Genomic DNA, 13813 nt, shown 5'->3' on the forward strand with positions numbered 1-13813 from the left:
TCAGGGGAGATGCATGGCGCAATGCCGCAGGCAGGGCAAGCGTTCAGCGACGTGTGGTCAAGCCGGCAGGTCGATGATGAACCGCGTTCCCGGCCCATTGGGCTCCGCCCGGAAGCGGCCCTTGAGCTGGCCGGCGAAGGCGCGCACCACCTTCATGCCCAGCGTGTCGGCGCGCTCCACGTCGAAGCCGTCCGGCAGGCCGCGGCCACGATCGGCCACGGTGAGTTGCTTCCGGCCGTCCGGCATCACGCGGAAATCCACCGCCACGTCGCCCGTCTGGCCATCGGCGTAGGCGTATTTCATGGCGTTGGTGACCAGTTCGTTGACCACCAGCGCCAGCGGAATGACAGTGTCCGCTGGCAGATCGATCTCGTCAGCGTTCGCCATGATCCCCCGCCCCTTCTCTGCCGCCGACAGGCTGCCGCTCAGTTCGCGGCACAGGTCGCGCAAATATTGGCCAAAGGCGACGACGCTGTAGGTCTCGCTCTGATACAGGCGCTGGTGCACCTGGGCGATGGTGCCGATGCGCCCGCACGCCTCTTGGAACTGGCGGCGCATGTCCGGGTCTATGGAACTGAGCGCCTGAAGGGTCAACAGGCTGGAGACGAGTTGCAGGCTGTTCTTGACCCGGTGGTTGACCTCGCGCAGCAAGCCCTCCTTCTCGGCCAGCGCGGCGGCCTTGGCAGAGACGTCGTGCACGGTGATCAGAACGCTGCCCACACCGCTGGGGCCAGCCAGGGGGACGCAGTCCACGTCCCACACCTCGGCCCCGCCACCGTCGCGGGTCAGCCGCAGTTCGTTGACCCGCGCCGGCTGGCCGGTGCGATAGACCTCGCCCAGGCACGGCACGCACTCGCTTTCCGCCAAGCCGGGAAAACTGTCGGCAAGGCGGCCGCCGGGCAGCGGCGTCTGCCCCGTCGCCAGCGCGCGAAAGGCGGCGTTCGCATAGCGGTAGCGGTGCTCCGCCCCCTCGACCACGGCCATGGCGACGGGTGCCCGCTCCAGCGACGTGAGGAGGAGCGCCGTTTGTTCGGAGTCGGGAACGCCGGATACAGCGGAGGCGGACGGAGGAGGCATAAAGACGAAAGATCCTCAGCAAGATCCGTGCGGATCGATCCCGGATTTGACGGAATGTAGTGGACGGAAGATGGCGTCTCCAGGGAAACCCACCGACTCCAAACCACTCAAAAAGGGGTAGGACCTTCGGCGCCGTTCTTTGATGTGCAAACAAAAATGCGAAGGACCGCCCGCGCACGGACGGCCCTGCGGTCTACCGGGACGGGAAACGACTGCGGGTCAGGCGCGTGCCTCGGTCAGCGCGTCGATGCCCAGCGCCAGCAGCGCCGTGGCGACGATGGCGTTGGCGCCGAGGCCCGCCTCTTCGTACTGCTTGACCGGCGCGTCGTGGTCGAGGAAGCGGTCGGGCAGCACCATCGGGCGGATCTTCAGCCCGCCGTCGAGCAGGCCGGAGGTCGCCAGGAAGTGCAGCACGAAGCTGCCGAAGCCCCCCACCGAGCCCTCCTCGATGGTGATCAGCACCTCATGATTGAGGGCGAGCTGGCGCACCAGGTCCTCGTCGAGCGGCTTGGCAAAGCGCGCATCGGCCACCGTGGTGGACAGCCCGCGCGCCGCCAGTTCCTGCGCCGCCTTGCGGCACTCGCCCAACCGCGCACCGTAGCTGAGGATGGCGACCTTGCTGCCCTCCTGAAGCACCCGGCCCTTGCCGATGGGCAGCGCCGTGCCGCGCGCCGGCAGTTCCAGGCCAGTGCCCTCACCGCGCGGGTAGCGCAAGGCGCTCGCCCGGTCGTCGATGACGGCCTGGGTGGCGACCATGTGCATCAGTTCCTGCTCGTCCGCCGCGGCCATCAGAATGATGTCCGGCAGGCAGCCGAGATAGGCCACGTCGAAGGCCCCCGCGTGCGTCGCGCCGTCCGCCCCGACCAGCCCGGCGCGATCCAGAGCGAAGCGCACCGGCAGGTGCTGCAACACCACGTCGTGCACCACCTGATCGTAGGCGCGCTGAAGGAAGGTCGAGTAGATGGCGCAGAACGGCTTCAGCCCCTCCACCGCCAGGCCGGCGGCGAAGGTCACCGCGTGCTGCTCGGCGATGCCGACGTCGAAGCAGCGGTCGGGGAAGCGCTTGGCGAACAGGTCCAGCCCGGTACCGGAGGGCATCGCCGCGGTGATCGCCACCACGCCCGAATCGGCCTCGGCCTCGGCGATCAGGGCGTCGGCGAAGACGCGGGTGAAGGTCGGCGGGCCGGCCTTCGGCTTGGCCTGGGCGCCGGTCACCACGTCGAACTTGGCCACCGCGTGCAGCTTGTCGGCGGATTTCTCCGCGTGGGCGTAGCCCTTGCCCTTCTTGGTGACGACGTGGACCAGCACCGGCTTGTCGTCGAGGTCGCGCACGTTCTGAAGAACGGGCAGCAAATGGTCGAGGTTGTGCCCGTCGATGGGGCCGACGTAGTAGAAGCCCAGCTCCTCGAACAGCGTGCCGCCGGTGACGAAGCCGCGCGCGTACTCCTCCGCCTTGCGGGCGGCGTCGCGCAGCGGGCGCGGCATATGGTCGGCGATGTCCTTCGCCAGATGGCGCAGGCTGACGTACGGCTTGGACGAGACCACGCGCGACAGGTAGGCGCTCATGGCGCCGACCGGCGGGGCGATGGACATGTCGTTGTCGTTGAGGATGACGATCAGCCGGCTGTCGGTCGAACCGGCGTTGTTCATCGCCTCGTACGCCATGCCGGCGCTCATGGCCCCGTCGCCGATGACGCAAATGACGTTGTTGGTGCGCCCCTGAAGGTCGCGGCCCACCGCCATGCCCAGCCCGGCGGAAATCGAGGTCGAGCTGTGGCCGGCGCCGAACGGGTCGTAGACGCTCTCCGAGCGCTTGGTGAAGCCGCTCAGCCCGCCGCCCATGCGCAGCGTTCGGATGCGGTCGCGCCGGCCGGTGAGGATCTTGTGTGGGTAACACTGATGCCCGACGTCCCAGATCAGCCGGTCGTCCGGCGTGCTGAAGACGTAGTGCAGCGCCACCGTCAGCTCGACCACGCCCAGGCCGGCACCCAGGTGCCCGCCGGTGACCGAGACGGCATCGATGGTTTCCGTGCGCAGTTCGTCGGCGATCTGGCGAAGCAATTCGGGTTTCAGCGCCCGCAGATCGGCGGGGGTATGCACCTGATCGAGGAGCGGCGTCTTGCTGGTCGCGGTCACTCTCTCACTCCCTATCACGTGCGTCGGGTCACGACGTACTCGGCCACGGCCTTCAGCATGTCGGCGCGCCCCTCGAAGATTTCCAGGTGCGCGGCGCATTGCTTCGCCAGCATTTCCGCTTGGGCACGGGCGCGTTCGCGCCCGAGGATGGAAACGAAGGTGGCCTTGCCGGCCTCGGCGTCGCGGCCGACCGACTTGCCGGTCTCGGCCTCCGTACCCTCCACGTCCAGCAGATCGTCGACGATCTGGAACGCCAGCCCGAGGTCGTGCGCGTAGGCGCGCAGCGCGTGCCGCTGCGGCGCCCCGGCCTTGCCGAGGATGGCGCCGGCCTCGCAGGAGAAGGCGATCATGTCGCCGGTCTTCATACGTTGCAGGCGGGTGACGGTGCCGATGTCGAAGGTTTCGTGCTCGGCGATGAGGTCGAGCATCTGCCCACCCACCATGCCGTGCGGCCCCGCCGCCTTGGCAAGCGCGGCCACGAGATTGCAGCGCACGCTGGGGTCCTCGTGCGTCGCCGGGTCGGCCAACACCTCGAACGCGTAGGTCAGCAGGCCGTCGCCGGCCAGGATGGCCGCCGCCTCGTCGAACTGGCGGTGCACGGTCGGCCGGCCGCGGCGCAGGTCGCCGTCGTCCATGGCCGGCAGATCGTCGTGGATCAGCGAGTAGCAGTGCACCAGCTCCGCCGCCACGGCGGTGCGCAGCGCGCAGTCGGGGTTCACGCCGAACAGGCTGGCGGAATGCAGCACCAGGAGCGGCCGCAGCCGCTTGCCGCCGCCGAGGCTGCCGTAGCGCATCGCCTCGTACAGCCGGTATTCCGGGTAGTCGGTGGAGGGAAGCAGGCGCGCGATGGCCTGTTCGACCACCTCCGCGGATTCGGCCATGGCGGCTTTGAGGTTCACTGTCACGTCAGTCGATCCGTGCCGGTTCGGTAGCGATGGAGCCGTCGGCGGCGACGGTGATGCGGTCCACCTTCGCCTGCGCTTCCCGCAGCTTGGCTTCGCAGTGGCGCTTCAGCGCCGTGCCGCGTTCGTAGGAGGAGATCGCCTCGTCGAGCTTGCCGCGCCCCTCCTCCAGTTGGCGCACGATGCGCTCCAGCTCGGAAAGGGCGTCTTCGAAGCTCATCGCCGCGATGTCCGGCGGGACGGTGGGGAGTTCGGACATGAATCGGACCGCTGGTGAAACCGTTATTGAAGTTAGGCCCGCCGGATGCGGATGCGCAAGCACGGACGGCGGCTGTATGACGCCGCCGCCCGAACCTATACCGCCGGCCAGTCCGAAAAGCAGATGTTTACGCCGCCATCAGCTCACGAACATGCGCCGAGCAGGCCGACGCCAGCGCGCGCAGGTTGTAGCCGCCCTCCAGCACCGACACGATGCGCGCCCCGCAGTGCGTGCGCGCCAGATCGCCCAGCTTGCGCGTCGCCCAGGCAAAGTCGTCGTCCATCAGGTGCAGGCTGGCCAGCGGGTCGCGCGAGTGCCCGTCGAAGCCGGCCGAGATCATGACGAGGTCTGGCTTGAAGTGGTCGATGGCCGGCAGGACGATGTGGGACATGGCGTGCCGGAATTCCGGGCTGCCCGCCATGGCCGGCAGCGGCGCGTTCACGCAGTTGCCGTACTGGCCCATCTCCCCCGCGTCGCCGGTGCCGGGGTAGAGCGGCGACTGGTGGGTCGAGCAGTACAGCAGGTCCGGGTCGTCCTGGAAGATGTCCTGCGTGCCGTTGCCGTGGTGCACGTCGAAGTCCATCACCGCCACGCGCTGCATGCCGTGCACGGCGCGCGCGTGCAGGGCGCCCACGGCGACGTTGTTGAACAGGCAGAAGCCCATGGCCTTGGCGCGCTCGGCGTGGTGGCCGGGCGGGCGGACCGCGCAGAAGGCGTTGCGCGAATGGCCGGCGGCGACCGAATCCACCGCCGCGATGACGGCACCCGCGGCCCGCAACGCGGCCTCGCCGGACAGCGGCGACATCACGGTGTCGGCATCGATGCCCGCGTGCCCGCTCTCCGGCACCGCCTGCATCACCCGCTCGATGTGCGAGAGCGGATGGACGCGGGCGATCTGCTCGGTCGTGGCAAGCGGCGCCTCGGCCCGCTCCAGCAGGTGGAAATCCTCGGCTTCGAGCGCAGCCAGCACCGCCTTCAGGCGATCCGAGCACTCCGGGTGCCCGAGGCCGGTGTCGTGCTCCAGGCAGGTCGGGTGCGTGAACAGAGTGGTGAACATGTTTGTGTCGTTACGATCAGCGTCGTTGGCGTTTCCCGTCGCTATTGTTCCCGGATCGCTAATCAAAGTACAGGAGGAATGCGGGCCGGATCGTCACACCCCCAGTGGGGCGGTGCCGGTTACCCCGCCCGTTCGACCTCCATCCGGAAGACGCCGTCCGCTTCGGTGCTGGACAACAGCCGATTGCCGGTGGTGTCGCAAAACGCGGCGAAGTCCTTGGGCGCGCTCGGATCGGTGGCCTCCACCACCAGCACGTCACCGGGGCCGAGCGCCTTCAATGCCTTGCGGGCACGCAATACGGGAAGCGGGCACAATAGTCCCTTCGCATCGAGTTCGTGGCGCGCCATAGCGCTGCTCCCATTCCTATAGGTGTCAAATCAATAGCTTGCTGGCAACAATACCCGCCGAACGGCCTAGGTACAATGTCCTGAAAGCCACAGTAGACAAGGGGTCGAATCCCTCCATATCATGTGGTAACACCAGCGGTTAGTCCAGTGTCCGGCCCGGCCGGAAAAACAAGACGACGCGACGGTAGGGGCATTTTGATGAACATTGCGGACCTGCAAGCCAACGCACGCAAAGCGAGCACGCTGCTCAAGGCCATGAGCAACGAGCGCCGCCTGCTCATCCTCTGCCACCTGTCGCTCGGCGAGAAGTCGGTGGGCGAGCTGGAAGAGCTGGTGGGGCTCAGCCAATCGGCCTTGTCGCAGCACTTGGCACGGCTGCGCCGCGACAAGCTGGTGGCGACCCGGCGCAGCGCTCAGAACATCTATTACTCGCTGAACGGCGAGGAGGCGAAGCACGTCATGGCGACGCTGCATGACCTCTATTGCGCGCGCCAGCCCGCCGCCGGCGCCAACGACAGCGAGAGCCGCGCCGCCGCCGCCCCGGCCTGACCCAGGCTGACCTAGGCGGCTTGCCCCGCGCTCAGCGCCGCCACCCCGGCAGCAGCGCCGCCAGCGCCAACACGGCCCACCCGGCCATGAAGGCGCTGCCGCCGAGCGGCGCGGTGTTCGGCACCGGCAGAGCGGCCTGGAACGCCAGCGCGTAGAGCGTCCCGCAGAACAGCACCATGCCGGCCAGGAACAGCCAGCCCGCCAGCCGCACCGCCAGCCGTGCCAGCCCCTCTGTCCGTGCCGCCAGCAGCAGCGCCGCGATCAGCGCCAGCGCGTGCCAGAGCTGGTACTGCCCGGCGGTGCGCACCCACTCCTGCGCTTTTTCCAGCCCCGGACCGGCCAGCGCGTGATTCGCGTAGGCGCCGGCCCCCACGGCGACCGCCGCGTTGAGCCCGGCGAACGCCAGCCAGATCCGCCCGATGATTCCCATGGTCCCCCTCGCCGATCCCATTGCCGCCCGAGCATACCCGCACTTGGGCATCCTGCCGAAGAAGGATGCCTCCCCTTCCAAAGGAGGATTGGCCCGCCGCTTGCTGCGCTGGACTGCGTCGTGCGGTCGGCCCGCGAAAACCAAGCGTTTTCCTCGGCCGCACACGCAAATTGCGTCGCAAATTGCCAAGGCTGAGCGGACTTCGGATCATGCGCCTGCTGCCCCAGGACACCGCCGAGCGGGTTGCCGCCGTCCTACCGGCCGGATGGGACGTCTTCACCCCTGCCGACCTGACGCACGGCATCGCGCTGGAACTGGTGGAGGTCGCCGCCGCCAAGGGGCTGTGGCTCGACAGCACCATCGACCCGGCTGCCCCGATCCGCGCGCGGGGTGACGCGTCGGGCATCCGCCGGGCGCTGCGGGCGCTGGCCGGCCACGCGCTGACGACCACCGAGCGCGGCCACGTCACCGTGTCGCTGACCACCGAGCCGGCGGAGCCGGGCCGCTGCTCGCTGGTGTTTTCCATCACCGACACCGCCCCGGTGCTGACGCCGGACCAGCGCCGCCGCTTGGCCGAACCGCTGCTGGCGCTGGGCCGCGTCGGCTGTGAGGTGCGGCCGGAGGGCGGCAACCGTGTCTGGTTCGCCGTGCCGGTCGAGGCGCTGCCCGCCGATCGGACGCCCGAAAGCACGGACGCCCGGCTGGAGCGGCTGACGGCGTGGGCGCAGGGCCGCGGCGGCCGGATTCTGGTGGTGGACGACAGCGCCACCAACCGCGTCATCACCGCCGCCCTGCTGAACAAGGCGGGCTTCGCCACGACGCTGGCGGAGGGCGGCGCCGAAGGGGTCCGGCTGATGGCGGAGGGGACCTTCGACGCGGTGCTGATGGACGTGGCGATGCCCGACGTGGACGGCATGGCCGCCACCGCAGCGATTCGCGCCCTGCCGGCGCCGCGTGCCGGCGTGCCGATCATCGCCATGACCGCGCACGGCTTCCCCGAGGACCGCGACCGCTGCCTCGCCGCCGGGATGGACGACTACCTCGCCAAGCCGTTCCGAACGCTGGGTCTGCTGGAAGCGCTGGCGCGGCATCTGGCCTGATGGCTACAGCCCCGGCCCGAGCCACTCTCGGCCGTGCGGCGAGCCGAGGTCCAGTTCCGGTCCCCTGGGCACGATGCCGGTCGGGTTTATGGTGCGGTGGCTGCCGTAGTAGTGCCGCTTGATGTGGTCGAAGCGCACCGTCGCCGCCACGCCCGGCACCTGATGCAGGTCGCGCAGGTAACCGGACAGATTGGGGTAGTCGGCAATGCGCCGCTTGTTGCACTTGAAGTGGCCGACATACACCGCATCGAATCGCACCAGCGTGGTGAACAGCCGCCAGTCCGCCTCGGTCAACCGGTTGCCGACCAGCCAGCGCTGTCCGGCCAGCCGCGCGTCCAACGCGTCCAGCGCGTCGAAGAGCGCGTCGAAGGCGTGCTCGTACCTGTCCTGGGCGGTAGCGAAGCCGGCCTTGTAGACGCCGTTGTTGACGCGGTCGTAGACGAAGGCGTTGACCCGATCGATCTCGTCCCGCAGGTCTTCCGGGCAGAAGTCCCGCGACGCGTCGCCCAGGGCGTCGAATTCGCGGTTCAGCATGCGGATGATCTCTGCCGATTCGTTGTTCACGATGGTGCCGGTCGCCTTGTCCCACAGCGCCGGCACGGTGACGCGGCCCGAGTAGCCGGGACTGGCTTTAACGTACACCTCGGACAGGAAGCGTACGCCATTGACCGGATCGGCGCCCTCGGGCAGCTCCCAGCCATTCTCCAGCATCAGCGGATCGACAACGGAGACGGAGATCACGCTCTCGAGTTTCTTGAGCGTACGCAGGATGAGCGTACGGTGCGCCCACGGGCAGGCGTACGAGACGTACAGGTGATAGCGCCCCGGTTCGGGCCGGAACGGCGTCGAACCGTTCGCCCGAACCCAGCCGCGGAACTGCGTCTCCGGCCGCACGAAGGCGCCGCCCGACGCTTTGGTGTCGTACCACTGGTCGGTCCAGCAACCGTCGATCAGCAGCCCCATGACACGTTCCTCCGCGCTGGCATGTCCCTCCGAAATAAACCGGCGGGAGGCCGCCGGGTACCCACCGCGCTGGCACTTCATCGTTGCCGCGTGTACAACAATGGGATGGATCGCCTCGACGACATGCTGGCCTTCATCAAGGTGGTGGACGCCAAGAGTTTCACCGCCGCCGCAGACCGGCTGAATCTGTCCAAATCCGTGGTGTCGCGCCGCATCGCCGAATTGGAAAACCGGCTCGGTGCCCGGCTGCTGAACCGCACCACCCGCAAGCTGAGCCTGACCGAGGTGGGGCAGGCGTTCTATGAACGCTGCACACGCATCCTCTCCGATCTGGACGAAGCGGAGCGCGCGGTGGCCGATCTACACTCGGCCCCCCGTGGGCGGCTGCGGGTGAACGCGCCGCTGTCGTTCGGGCTGCTGCATCTGGCGCCGGCCATCGCCGAGTTCATGGAGCGGTTTCCGGCCATCGAGGTCGATATCGACCTCAACGACCGCTACGTCGACCTTTTCGACGAGGGGTACGACGTGGCGGTGCGCATCGGCCGGCTGCGCGACAGTTCGCTGATCGCCAAGCGCCTGGCGCCCAACCGCCGGGTCATTTGCGCCAGTCCCGCCTATCTGGAAAAGCACGGCACCCCGGCGACACCGGAGGATCTGGCACAGCACCTGTGCCTGCTCTACACCAACGTACCGGCGGCCGAGCAGTGGCAGTTCAAGGTGGACGGCGAGATACGCTCGGTGCGCGTGTCCGGCCCATTGCGCGCCAACAACGGCGACATCCTGCTGTCCGCCGCCATCGCCGGGCACGGCATCTCCATCGCGCCCACCTTCATCTGCGGCGAGGCGCTGGCGTCCGGTACGCTGCGGTGCCTGCTGTCGGACTACACGTTCTCGGATTCGGCGGTCTATGCGGTGTACCCGCAGAACCGCCACCTGTCGCCCAAGGTGAGGGCGTTCGTCGATTTCCTGGCGACGCGCTTTGGCCCCGAGCCGTATTGGGACGCCGCCCTGCCCCCCGCCGCGCGCGCCGTCGCGGCGTAGTTGTCACAAGTGCAAGCGGCCGCCCTTCGCTATTGCCGTTGACCAAAGTCAAGCCCGGGACCGTTACAAAACGGTAATACCCTTGAGCTTGGCGTTCTGCGCCCACAGCAGGTGGGAATGGACGGACGGGGGGAACATTCATGCAGGATCTGACCCGGAGAATGCGGATCCGACACCGCTTCGCGCTGGTCGTCGTGCTGCCGTTGTTGGGCATGCTCGGCTTCTCGGCCGCCGCCATGCTGGACAGCCGCCAGACGCTCAAGACCATGGAACGGCTGGAGGGGATGGCCGCCTTGGTGTCCGACGTGAGCGCCCTGGTCCACGAGTTGCAGAAGGAGCGCGGCACCTCCGCCGTCTTCATCTCCAGCCGCGGCTCCAAGATGGCGGACGCCCTGGCCGAGCAGCGCCGCCAGTCCGACAAGGCCGCCGAGACCTACCGCCGCACCGTCGACCGCTTCCGCGCCGATTATGGCGCTGACCCGGCGCTCTCGGCGCGTCTGGACGCCGCGCGGGCGGCGCTGGCCCCGCTGGCGGCGAAGCGCGACGCCATCGCCGCGCTGACACTGCCCGGCCCGGACTCGGCCGCGTTCTACACCGGGTCCATTCTGCGGCTGCTGGATATTGCCGGCGAGATCTCGCGTTCCAGCGGCGCGCCGTCGATCTCCGGCCTGATCGTCGCCTACAACAGCCTGATGCACGGCAAGGAGCGCGCCGGACAAGAGCGCGCCACCGGTGGCACCGGCTTCGCCGCCGGCACGTTCGACCCGGCGCTGTACCAGCGCTTCATAGCGCTGGGCGCCCAGCAGCAGGCCTTCTTCGACAGCTTCGCCACCTACGCGCCGGACGACCTCAAGGCGGCCTTCGCCAAGACCGTGTCGGGCGAGGCGGTGGAGCGCGTCGAGGCGATGCGCAAGACCGTCTACACGGGCGGCCTGACCGGCGCGCTGGGCGGCATCGCCGGCGACCAATGGTTCACCACCGCCACCGTGCGCATCGATCTTCTGAAAAGCGTCGAGGATCAGGTGAACGCCGCCCTGCTGCGCCGCGTCGGGACCGTGCGCACGGAGGCCGCGTCCGCGTTCATGACGGTGACGGCGCTGGCGGTTCTGCTGCTCGCGGCGACGATCCTGGCGAGCGTGGTAACAATCCGCGGCATCACCGGGCCGCTGACCGTGCTCAACACCGCCATGCGCCATCTGGCTGGTGGCGATCTGGAAGCGGCGATCCCCGGCCTCGACCGCGCCGACGAGATCGGCGAGATGGCCGAGGCCGTACAGGTCTTCAAGGAAAACGCCGGGGAACGCGCCCGCCTGGAAGCCGCGCAACACGCCGCCCAGGAGGCCAAGGAGCGCCACGCCGAGGAACTGCACCGTCTGGTGCGCGCCTTCGACCGCGACGTCAATGGCGTGCTGACCACCGTGCACGTGGCCGCCACGCGCATGCGCACGGTGGCGCAGGGCATGTCCGACTCCGCGACCGAGAGCACCCGGCAGGCGACCTCCGTCGCCGCGGCGGCCGAGCAGGCGTCGGGCAACGTGCAGTCGGTGGCCTCCGCGTCGGAAGAACTGGCCGCCACCATCGGCGACATCGCCCATCAGGTGGAGGCGTCGCAACGCATCGCCGGTCAGGCCGTCGAGGAGGCGGACCGCACCAACACGACCGTCGGCAGTCTGGTGGAAACCGCCGAGCGCGTCGGCGAAGTGGTCAATCTGATCAGCGACATCGCCGGACAGACCAACCTGCTGGCGCTCAACGCCACCATCGAGGCGGCGCGCGCCGGCGAGATGGGCAAAGGCTTCGCCGTGGTGGCGAGCGAGGTGAAGCACCTCGCCACCCAGACGGCCAAGGCGACCGAAGACATCACCCAGGAGATCAACCGCATGCACGCGGTGTGCGGCGAGGCGGCGACGGCAATCCGCACCATCGGCGACACCATCCGCCAGATGAACGCCATCGCCATGGCGGTCGCCACCGCGATTGAGCAGCAGGGCGCCGCCACCGCGGAGATCGCCCGCAACGTCAATCAGGCGGCGCAGGGCACCGGCGAGGTGACGATCGGCATCAACGCGGTCCGCGAGGTGGCGCTGAAGACCGGCACCGCATCATCGGAAGTGCTGGATGCGTCCGGCAGCCTGTCCAGGCAGGCCGAAATGCTGGGCAGCAAGGTCGAACGCTTCCTGGCGGACATCCACCAGGCGTAACCCCCAGTCCCTCCCCCGCCCCCGGCGGGGGAGGCTAGGTGGGGGCAAGGTCTAGCCGGGAATCCAGGGCTTTCTGGACTGTCGGTGAGGCCGTAGCCCCCACCCTTCCCGCTTCGCGGGCCCCTTCCCTCCCCCGCCGGGGGCGAGGGAGGGAGTGCTTACGCCTCCGGCTTGCGCCGCTTGCTGCGCAGGTTGAGCGCGGTGAGGAAGGTGGTCGACGACTGGACCACCGGGCCACGCTCCTTGGGCGGTGCTGTGCCGAGGAAGCCGGCGACGCGGCCACGCAGTTCGACGCTGTCGCGCGCGGCGGTGTCGGCGTCTTCCGCCACCTTGCGGCGGACGGCCGGGTCCAGCGTCTTGAAGGCGCGGCTGGCGAAATCGAACGCCGGCTGCGACTTGGTGGCGACCACCTGACGCAGCGCCTTCGACACCAGCACCGTGTCCAGCCCGCCGGGGACGGAAACGCCGTCCAGCACGTCGGCCAGGATGCCGATGGCCTGGAGCGTACGGTTGTCTTCGAGAGAGAAAGTCTCCATGGCGCCCCTGCCGATCATCGCAGAACCGGTCATCCCGGTCCGTTCCCCTGCCTAAGAATTAATACACACACCGAACACCGCAAGTCACGAAGTCTCTTCCAGCATTACGCGGCGCGGTTGACGAGCGCAACGCCCATGACCGTCATCGCCATCCCGGCCAACGCAATCACACCAAGCCGCTCGTCGAACATGGCCCAGGCCACCACCGCCGTGACGGGTGGCGTCAGATAGAACAGGCTCGCCACCCGCGCGGCGGCGCCTCGGCGAATCAGGGCGAACAGCAGGAACACCGCCCCCACCGACAGCACGATGGTGAGCCACGCCAACGCGAACACGAATTCCCCGGTCCACGACACCCGCATCGACTCGGTGAGCGGCGCCAGCACCGCGAAGGCGGCGGCGGTGGCGGCGTACTGGATGACCGCACCGGTGCGCAAATCCATGCCGGTGCAATGGCGCTTCTGGTACAGCGTGCCCAGCGTGATGCCGACCAGCGCCGCGACCGCCGCCACGTATCCGGCCAGGCTGCCGCCGCCGCCCGGCGTGATCTTCTCGCTGACCACCAGCCCGACGCCGATCAGGCCAAGCAGCAGGCCGCCCCATTGGCGCGGCGACACCCGTTCGCCCAGCAGCCGTCTGGCCAGCGCCGCGGTCAGCAGCGGCTGCACGCCGACGATCAGCGCGGCGATGCCGGCCGGCACCTTGTGGGCGATGGCGAAGAAGACGCCGCCCAAATAGACGGCGTGCACCAGCAGCCCGGCCACGGCGATGTGCCCGGCCATGCGCCAGTTCCGCGGCCAGGGTGCGCGCATGACCAGCGCCACCACGCCGAGCAGCGCCGCGACCGACAGCATGCGCAACAGCAGAAAAGTGAAGGGCTCGGCGTAGGGCAAGCCGAACTTGGCGCCGATGAAGCCGGTGCTCCACAGCAGCACGAACACGGCGGGCATCACCCGCACCCAGTCGGACCGCGCCTCGCCGGCAGCGTGCTCCACCATCGTCCCTCTCTCCCGGCCTTTGTTCGTTCTTTAAGCGGTCGGCGAGGCGGTGGGAAGGGCTTGCGACGGCAGGGGTGGGTTGCGCCGACGCCTTACAAGAGCCCCTCCCCCCTTGCGGGGGAGGGGTTGGGGAGAGGGGGATTTACGCCCGGCAGGGCGGAGAAAGACTCTTTTCCGGCCTTTCGGCCGCCCCCCCTCTCCCCAACCCCTCTCCCGC

At 68.8% G+C, this 13813-nt stretch carries 14 protein-coding genes; 4 read left to right on the plus strand and 10 right to left on the minus strand.

Annotation, left to right across the window (positions count from 1 at the left end):
• Positions 1-57 precede the first annotated feature (57 nt).
• The 6 genes from ACSVDD_RS04800 to ACSVDD_RS04825 form a co-directional block, all read right to left on the minus strand.
• Complete coding sequence (locus tag ACSVDD_RS04800) at positions 58-1077, minus strand: PAS domain-containing HWE histidine kinase family protein (RefSeq protein WP_448188143.1); 1020 nt, start codon at positions 1075-1077, stop codon at positions 58-60.
• Positions 1078-1296: 219 nt separating this feature from the next.
• Entirely contained in the window at positions 1297-3213 is a 1917-nt protein-coding gene (gene dxs, locus ACSVDD_RS04805; RefSeq protein ID WP_448188144.1) for a 1-deoxy-D-xylulose-5-phosphate synthase, read from the minus strand.
• Positions 3214-3227: 14 nt separating this feature from the next.
• Complete coding sequence (locus ACSVDD_RS04810) at positions 3228-4094, minus strand: polyprenyl synthetase family protein (RefSeq protein ID WP_448188513.1); 867 nt, start codon at positions 4092-4094, stop codon at positions 3228-3230.
• Positions 4095-4119: 25 nt separating this feature from the next.
• Positions 4120-4374 (minus strand): exodeoxyribonuclease VII small subunit, encoded by a 255-nt coding sequence (locus tag ACSVDD_RS04815; RefSeq protein WP_448188145.1) that lies wholly within the window; start codon positions 4372-4374, stop codon positions 4120-4122.
• Positions 4375-4501: 127 nt separating this feature from the next.
• On the minus strand, positions 4502-5431 hold the full coding sequence (locus ACSVDD_RS04820) for a histone deacetylase family protein (protein ID WP_448188146.1): 930 nt from the start codon (positions 5429-5431) through the stop codon (positions 4502-4504).
• A gap of 119 nt (positions 5432-5550) precedes the next feature.
• The gene (locus tag ACSVDD_RS04825; RefSeq protein WP_448188147.1) at positions 5551-5778 is read right to left on the minus strand and encodes a sulfurtransferase TusA family protein; all 228 of its coding nucleotides are present in this window, start codon (positions 5776-5778) and stop codon (positions 5551-5553) included.
• Between the two features lie 198 nt (positions 5779-5976).
• Between ACSVDD_RS04825 and ACSVDD_RS04830 the strand changes: the two genes are divergently transcribed.
• Positions 5977-6327 (plus strand): ArsR/SmtB family transcription factor, encoded by a 351-nt coding sequence (locus tag ACSVDD_RS04830; RefSeq protein ID WP_448188148.1) that lies wholly within the window; start codon positions 5977-5979, stop codon positions 6325-6327.
• Positions 6328-6358: 31 nt separating this feature from the next.
• Here the strand turns inward: ACSVDD_RS04830 and ACSVDD_RS04835 are convergent, their stop codons facing one another.
• A complete protein-coding gene (locus ACSVDD_RS04835; RefSeq protein WP_448188149.1) occupies positions 6359-6757 on the minus strand; it encodes a DUF423 domain-containing protein in 399 nt (132 codons plus the stop codon).
• Positions 6758-6966: 209 nt separating this feature from the next.
• On the opposite strand from ACSVDD_RS04835, the gene ACSVDD_RS04840 reads away from it, so the two are divergent.
• A complete protein-coding gene (locus ACSVDD_RS04840; protein WP_448188150.1) occupies positions 6967-7857 on the plus strand; it encodes a response regulator in 891 nt (296 codons plus the stop codon).
• Positions 7858-7860: 3 nt separating this feature from the next.
• Here ACSVDD_RS04840 and ACSVDD_RS04845 read toward each other — a convergent pair whose 3' ends face one another.
• Entirely contained in the window at positions 7861-8820 is a 960-nt protein-coding gene (locus tag ACSVDD_RS04845) for a glutathione S-transferase family protein (RefSeq protein WP_448188151.1), read from the minus strand.
• 105 nt (positions 8821-8925) lie between these two features.
• On the opposite strand from ACSVDD_RS04845, the gene ACSVDD_RS04850 reads away from it, so the two are divergent.
• Both ACSVDD_RS04850 and ACSVDD_RS04855 read left to right on the plus strand, forming a co-directional pair.
• On the plus strand, positions 8926-9861 hold the full coding sequence (locus ACSVDD_RS04850) for a LysR family transcriptional regulator (protein ID WP_448188152.1): 936 nt from the start codon (positions 8926-8928) through the stop codon (positions 9859-9861).
• Positions 9862-10022: 161 nt separating this feature from the next.
• Entirely contained in the window at positions 10023-12062 is a 2040-nt protein-coding gene (locus ACSVDD_RS04855; protein ID WP_448188153.1) for a methyl-accepting chemotaxis protein, read from the plus strand.
• 158 nt (positions 12063-12220) lie between these two features.
• On the opposite strand, the gene ACSVDD_RS04860 is transcribed toward ACSVDD_RS04855, so the two are convergent.
• Together ACSVDD_RS04860 and ACSVDD_RS04865 are read right to left on the minus strand one after the other, a co-directional pair.
• The gene (locus ACSVDD_RS04860; RefSeq protein WP_448188154.1) at positions 12221-12598 is read right to left on the minus strand and encodes a hypothetical protein; all 378 of its coding nucleotides are present in this window, start codon (positions 12596-12598) and stop codon (positions 12221-12223) included.
• Between the two features lie 104 nt (positions 12599-12702).
• On the minus strand, positions 12703-13596 hold the full coding sequence (locus ACSVDD_RS04865; RefSeq protein WP_448188155.1) for a DMT family transporter: 894 nt from the start codon (positions 13594-13596) through the stop codon (positions 12703-12705).
• Positions 13597-13813 lie beyond the last annotated feature (217 nt).

The sequence above is a fragment of the Azospirillum terrae genome (assembly GCF_053470425.1).

Excerpts from the sequence above, each read along its gene's own strand:
- ACSVDD_RS04845 (WP_448188151.1), bottom strand. The coding sequence starts at position 8,820 with ATGGGGCTGCTGATCGACGGTTGCTGGACCGACCAGTGGTACGACACC.
- ACSVDD_RS04865 (WP_448188155.1), bottom strand. The coding sequence starts at position 13,596 with ATGGTGGAGCACGCTGCCGGCGAGGCGCGGTCCGACTGGGTGCGGGTG.
- ACSVDD_RS04840 (WP_448188150.1), top strand. The coding sequence starts at position 6,967 with ATGCGCCTGCTGCCCCAGGACACCGCCGAGCGGGTTGCCGCCGTCCTA.
- ACSVDD_RS04800 (WP_448188143.1), bottom strand. The coding sequence starts at position 1,077 with ATGCCTCCTCCGTCCGCCTCCGCTGTATCCGGCGTTCCCGACTCCGAA.
- ACSVDD_RS04835 (WP_448188149.1), bottom strand. The coding sequence starts at position 6,757 with ATGGGAATCATCGGGCGGATCTGGCTGGCGTTCGCCGGGCTCAACGCG.
- ACSVDD_RS04815 (WP_448188145.1), bottom strand. The coding sequence starts at position 4,374 with ATGTCCGAACTCCCCACCGTCCCGCCGGACATCGCGGCGATGAGCTTC.
- ACSVDD_RS04830 (WP_448188148.1), top strand. The coding sequence starts at position 5,977 with ATGAACATTGCGGACCTGCAAGCCAACGCACGCAAAGCGAGCACGCTG.
- ACSVDD_RS04850 (WP_448188152.1), top strand. The coding sequence starts at position 8,926 with ATGGATCGCCTCGACGACATGCTGGCCTTCATCAAGGTGGTGGACGCC.
- ACSVDD_RS04855 (WP_448188153.1), top strand. The coding sequence starts at position 10,023 with ATGCGGATCCGACACCGCTTCGCGCTGGTCGTCGTGCTGCCGTTGTTG.
- ACSVDD_RS04825 (WP_448188147.1), bottom strand. The coding sequence starts at position 5,778 with ATGGCGCGCCACGAACTCGATGCGAAGGGACTATTGTGCCCGCTTCCC.
- ACSVDD_RS04810 (WP_448188513.1), bottom strand. The coding sequence starts at position 4,094 with ATGGCCGAATCCGCGGAGGTGGTCGAACAGGCCATCGCGCGCCTGCTT.
- ACSVDD_RS04860 (WP_448188154.1), bottom strand. The coding sequence starts at position 12,598 with ATGGAGACTTTCTCTCTCGAAGACAACCGTACGCTCCAGGCCATCGGC.
- ACSVDD_RS04820 (WP_448188146.1), bottom strand. The coding sequence starts at position 5,431 with ATGTTCACCACTCTGTTCACGCACCCGACCTGCCTGGAGCACGACACC.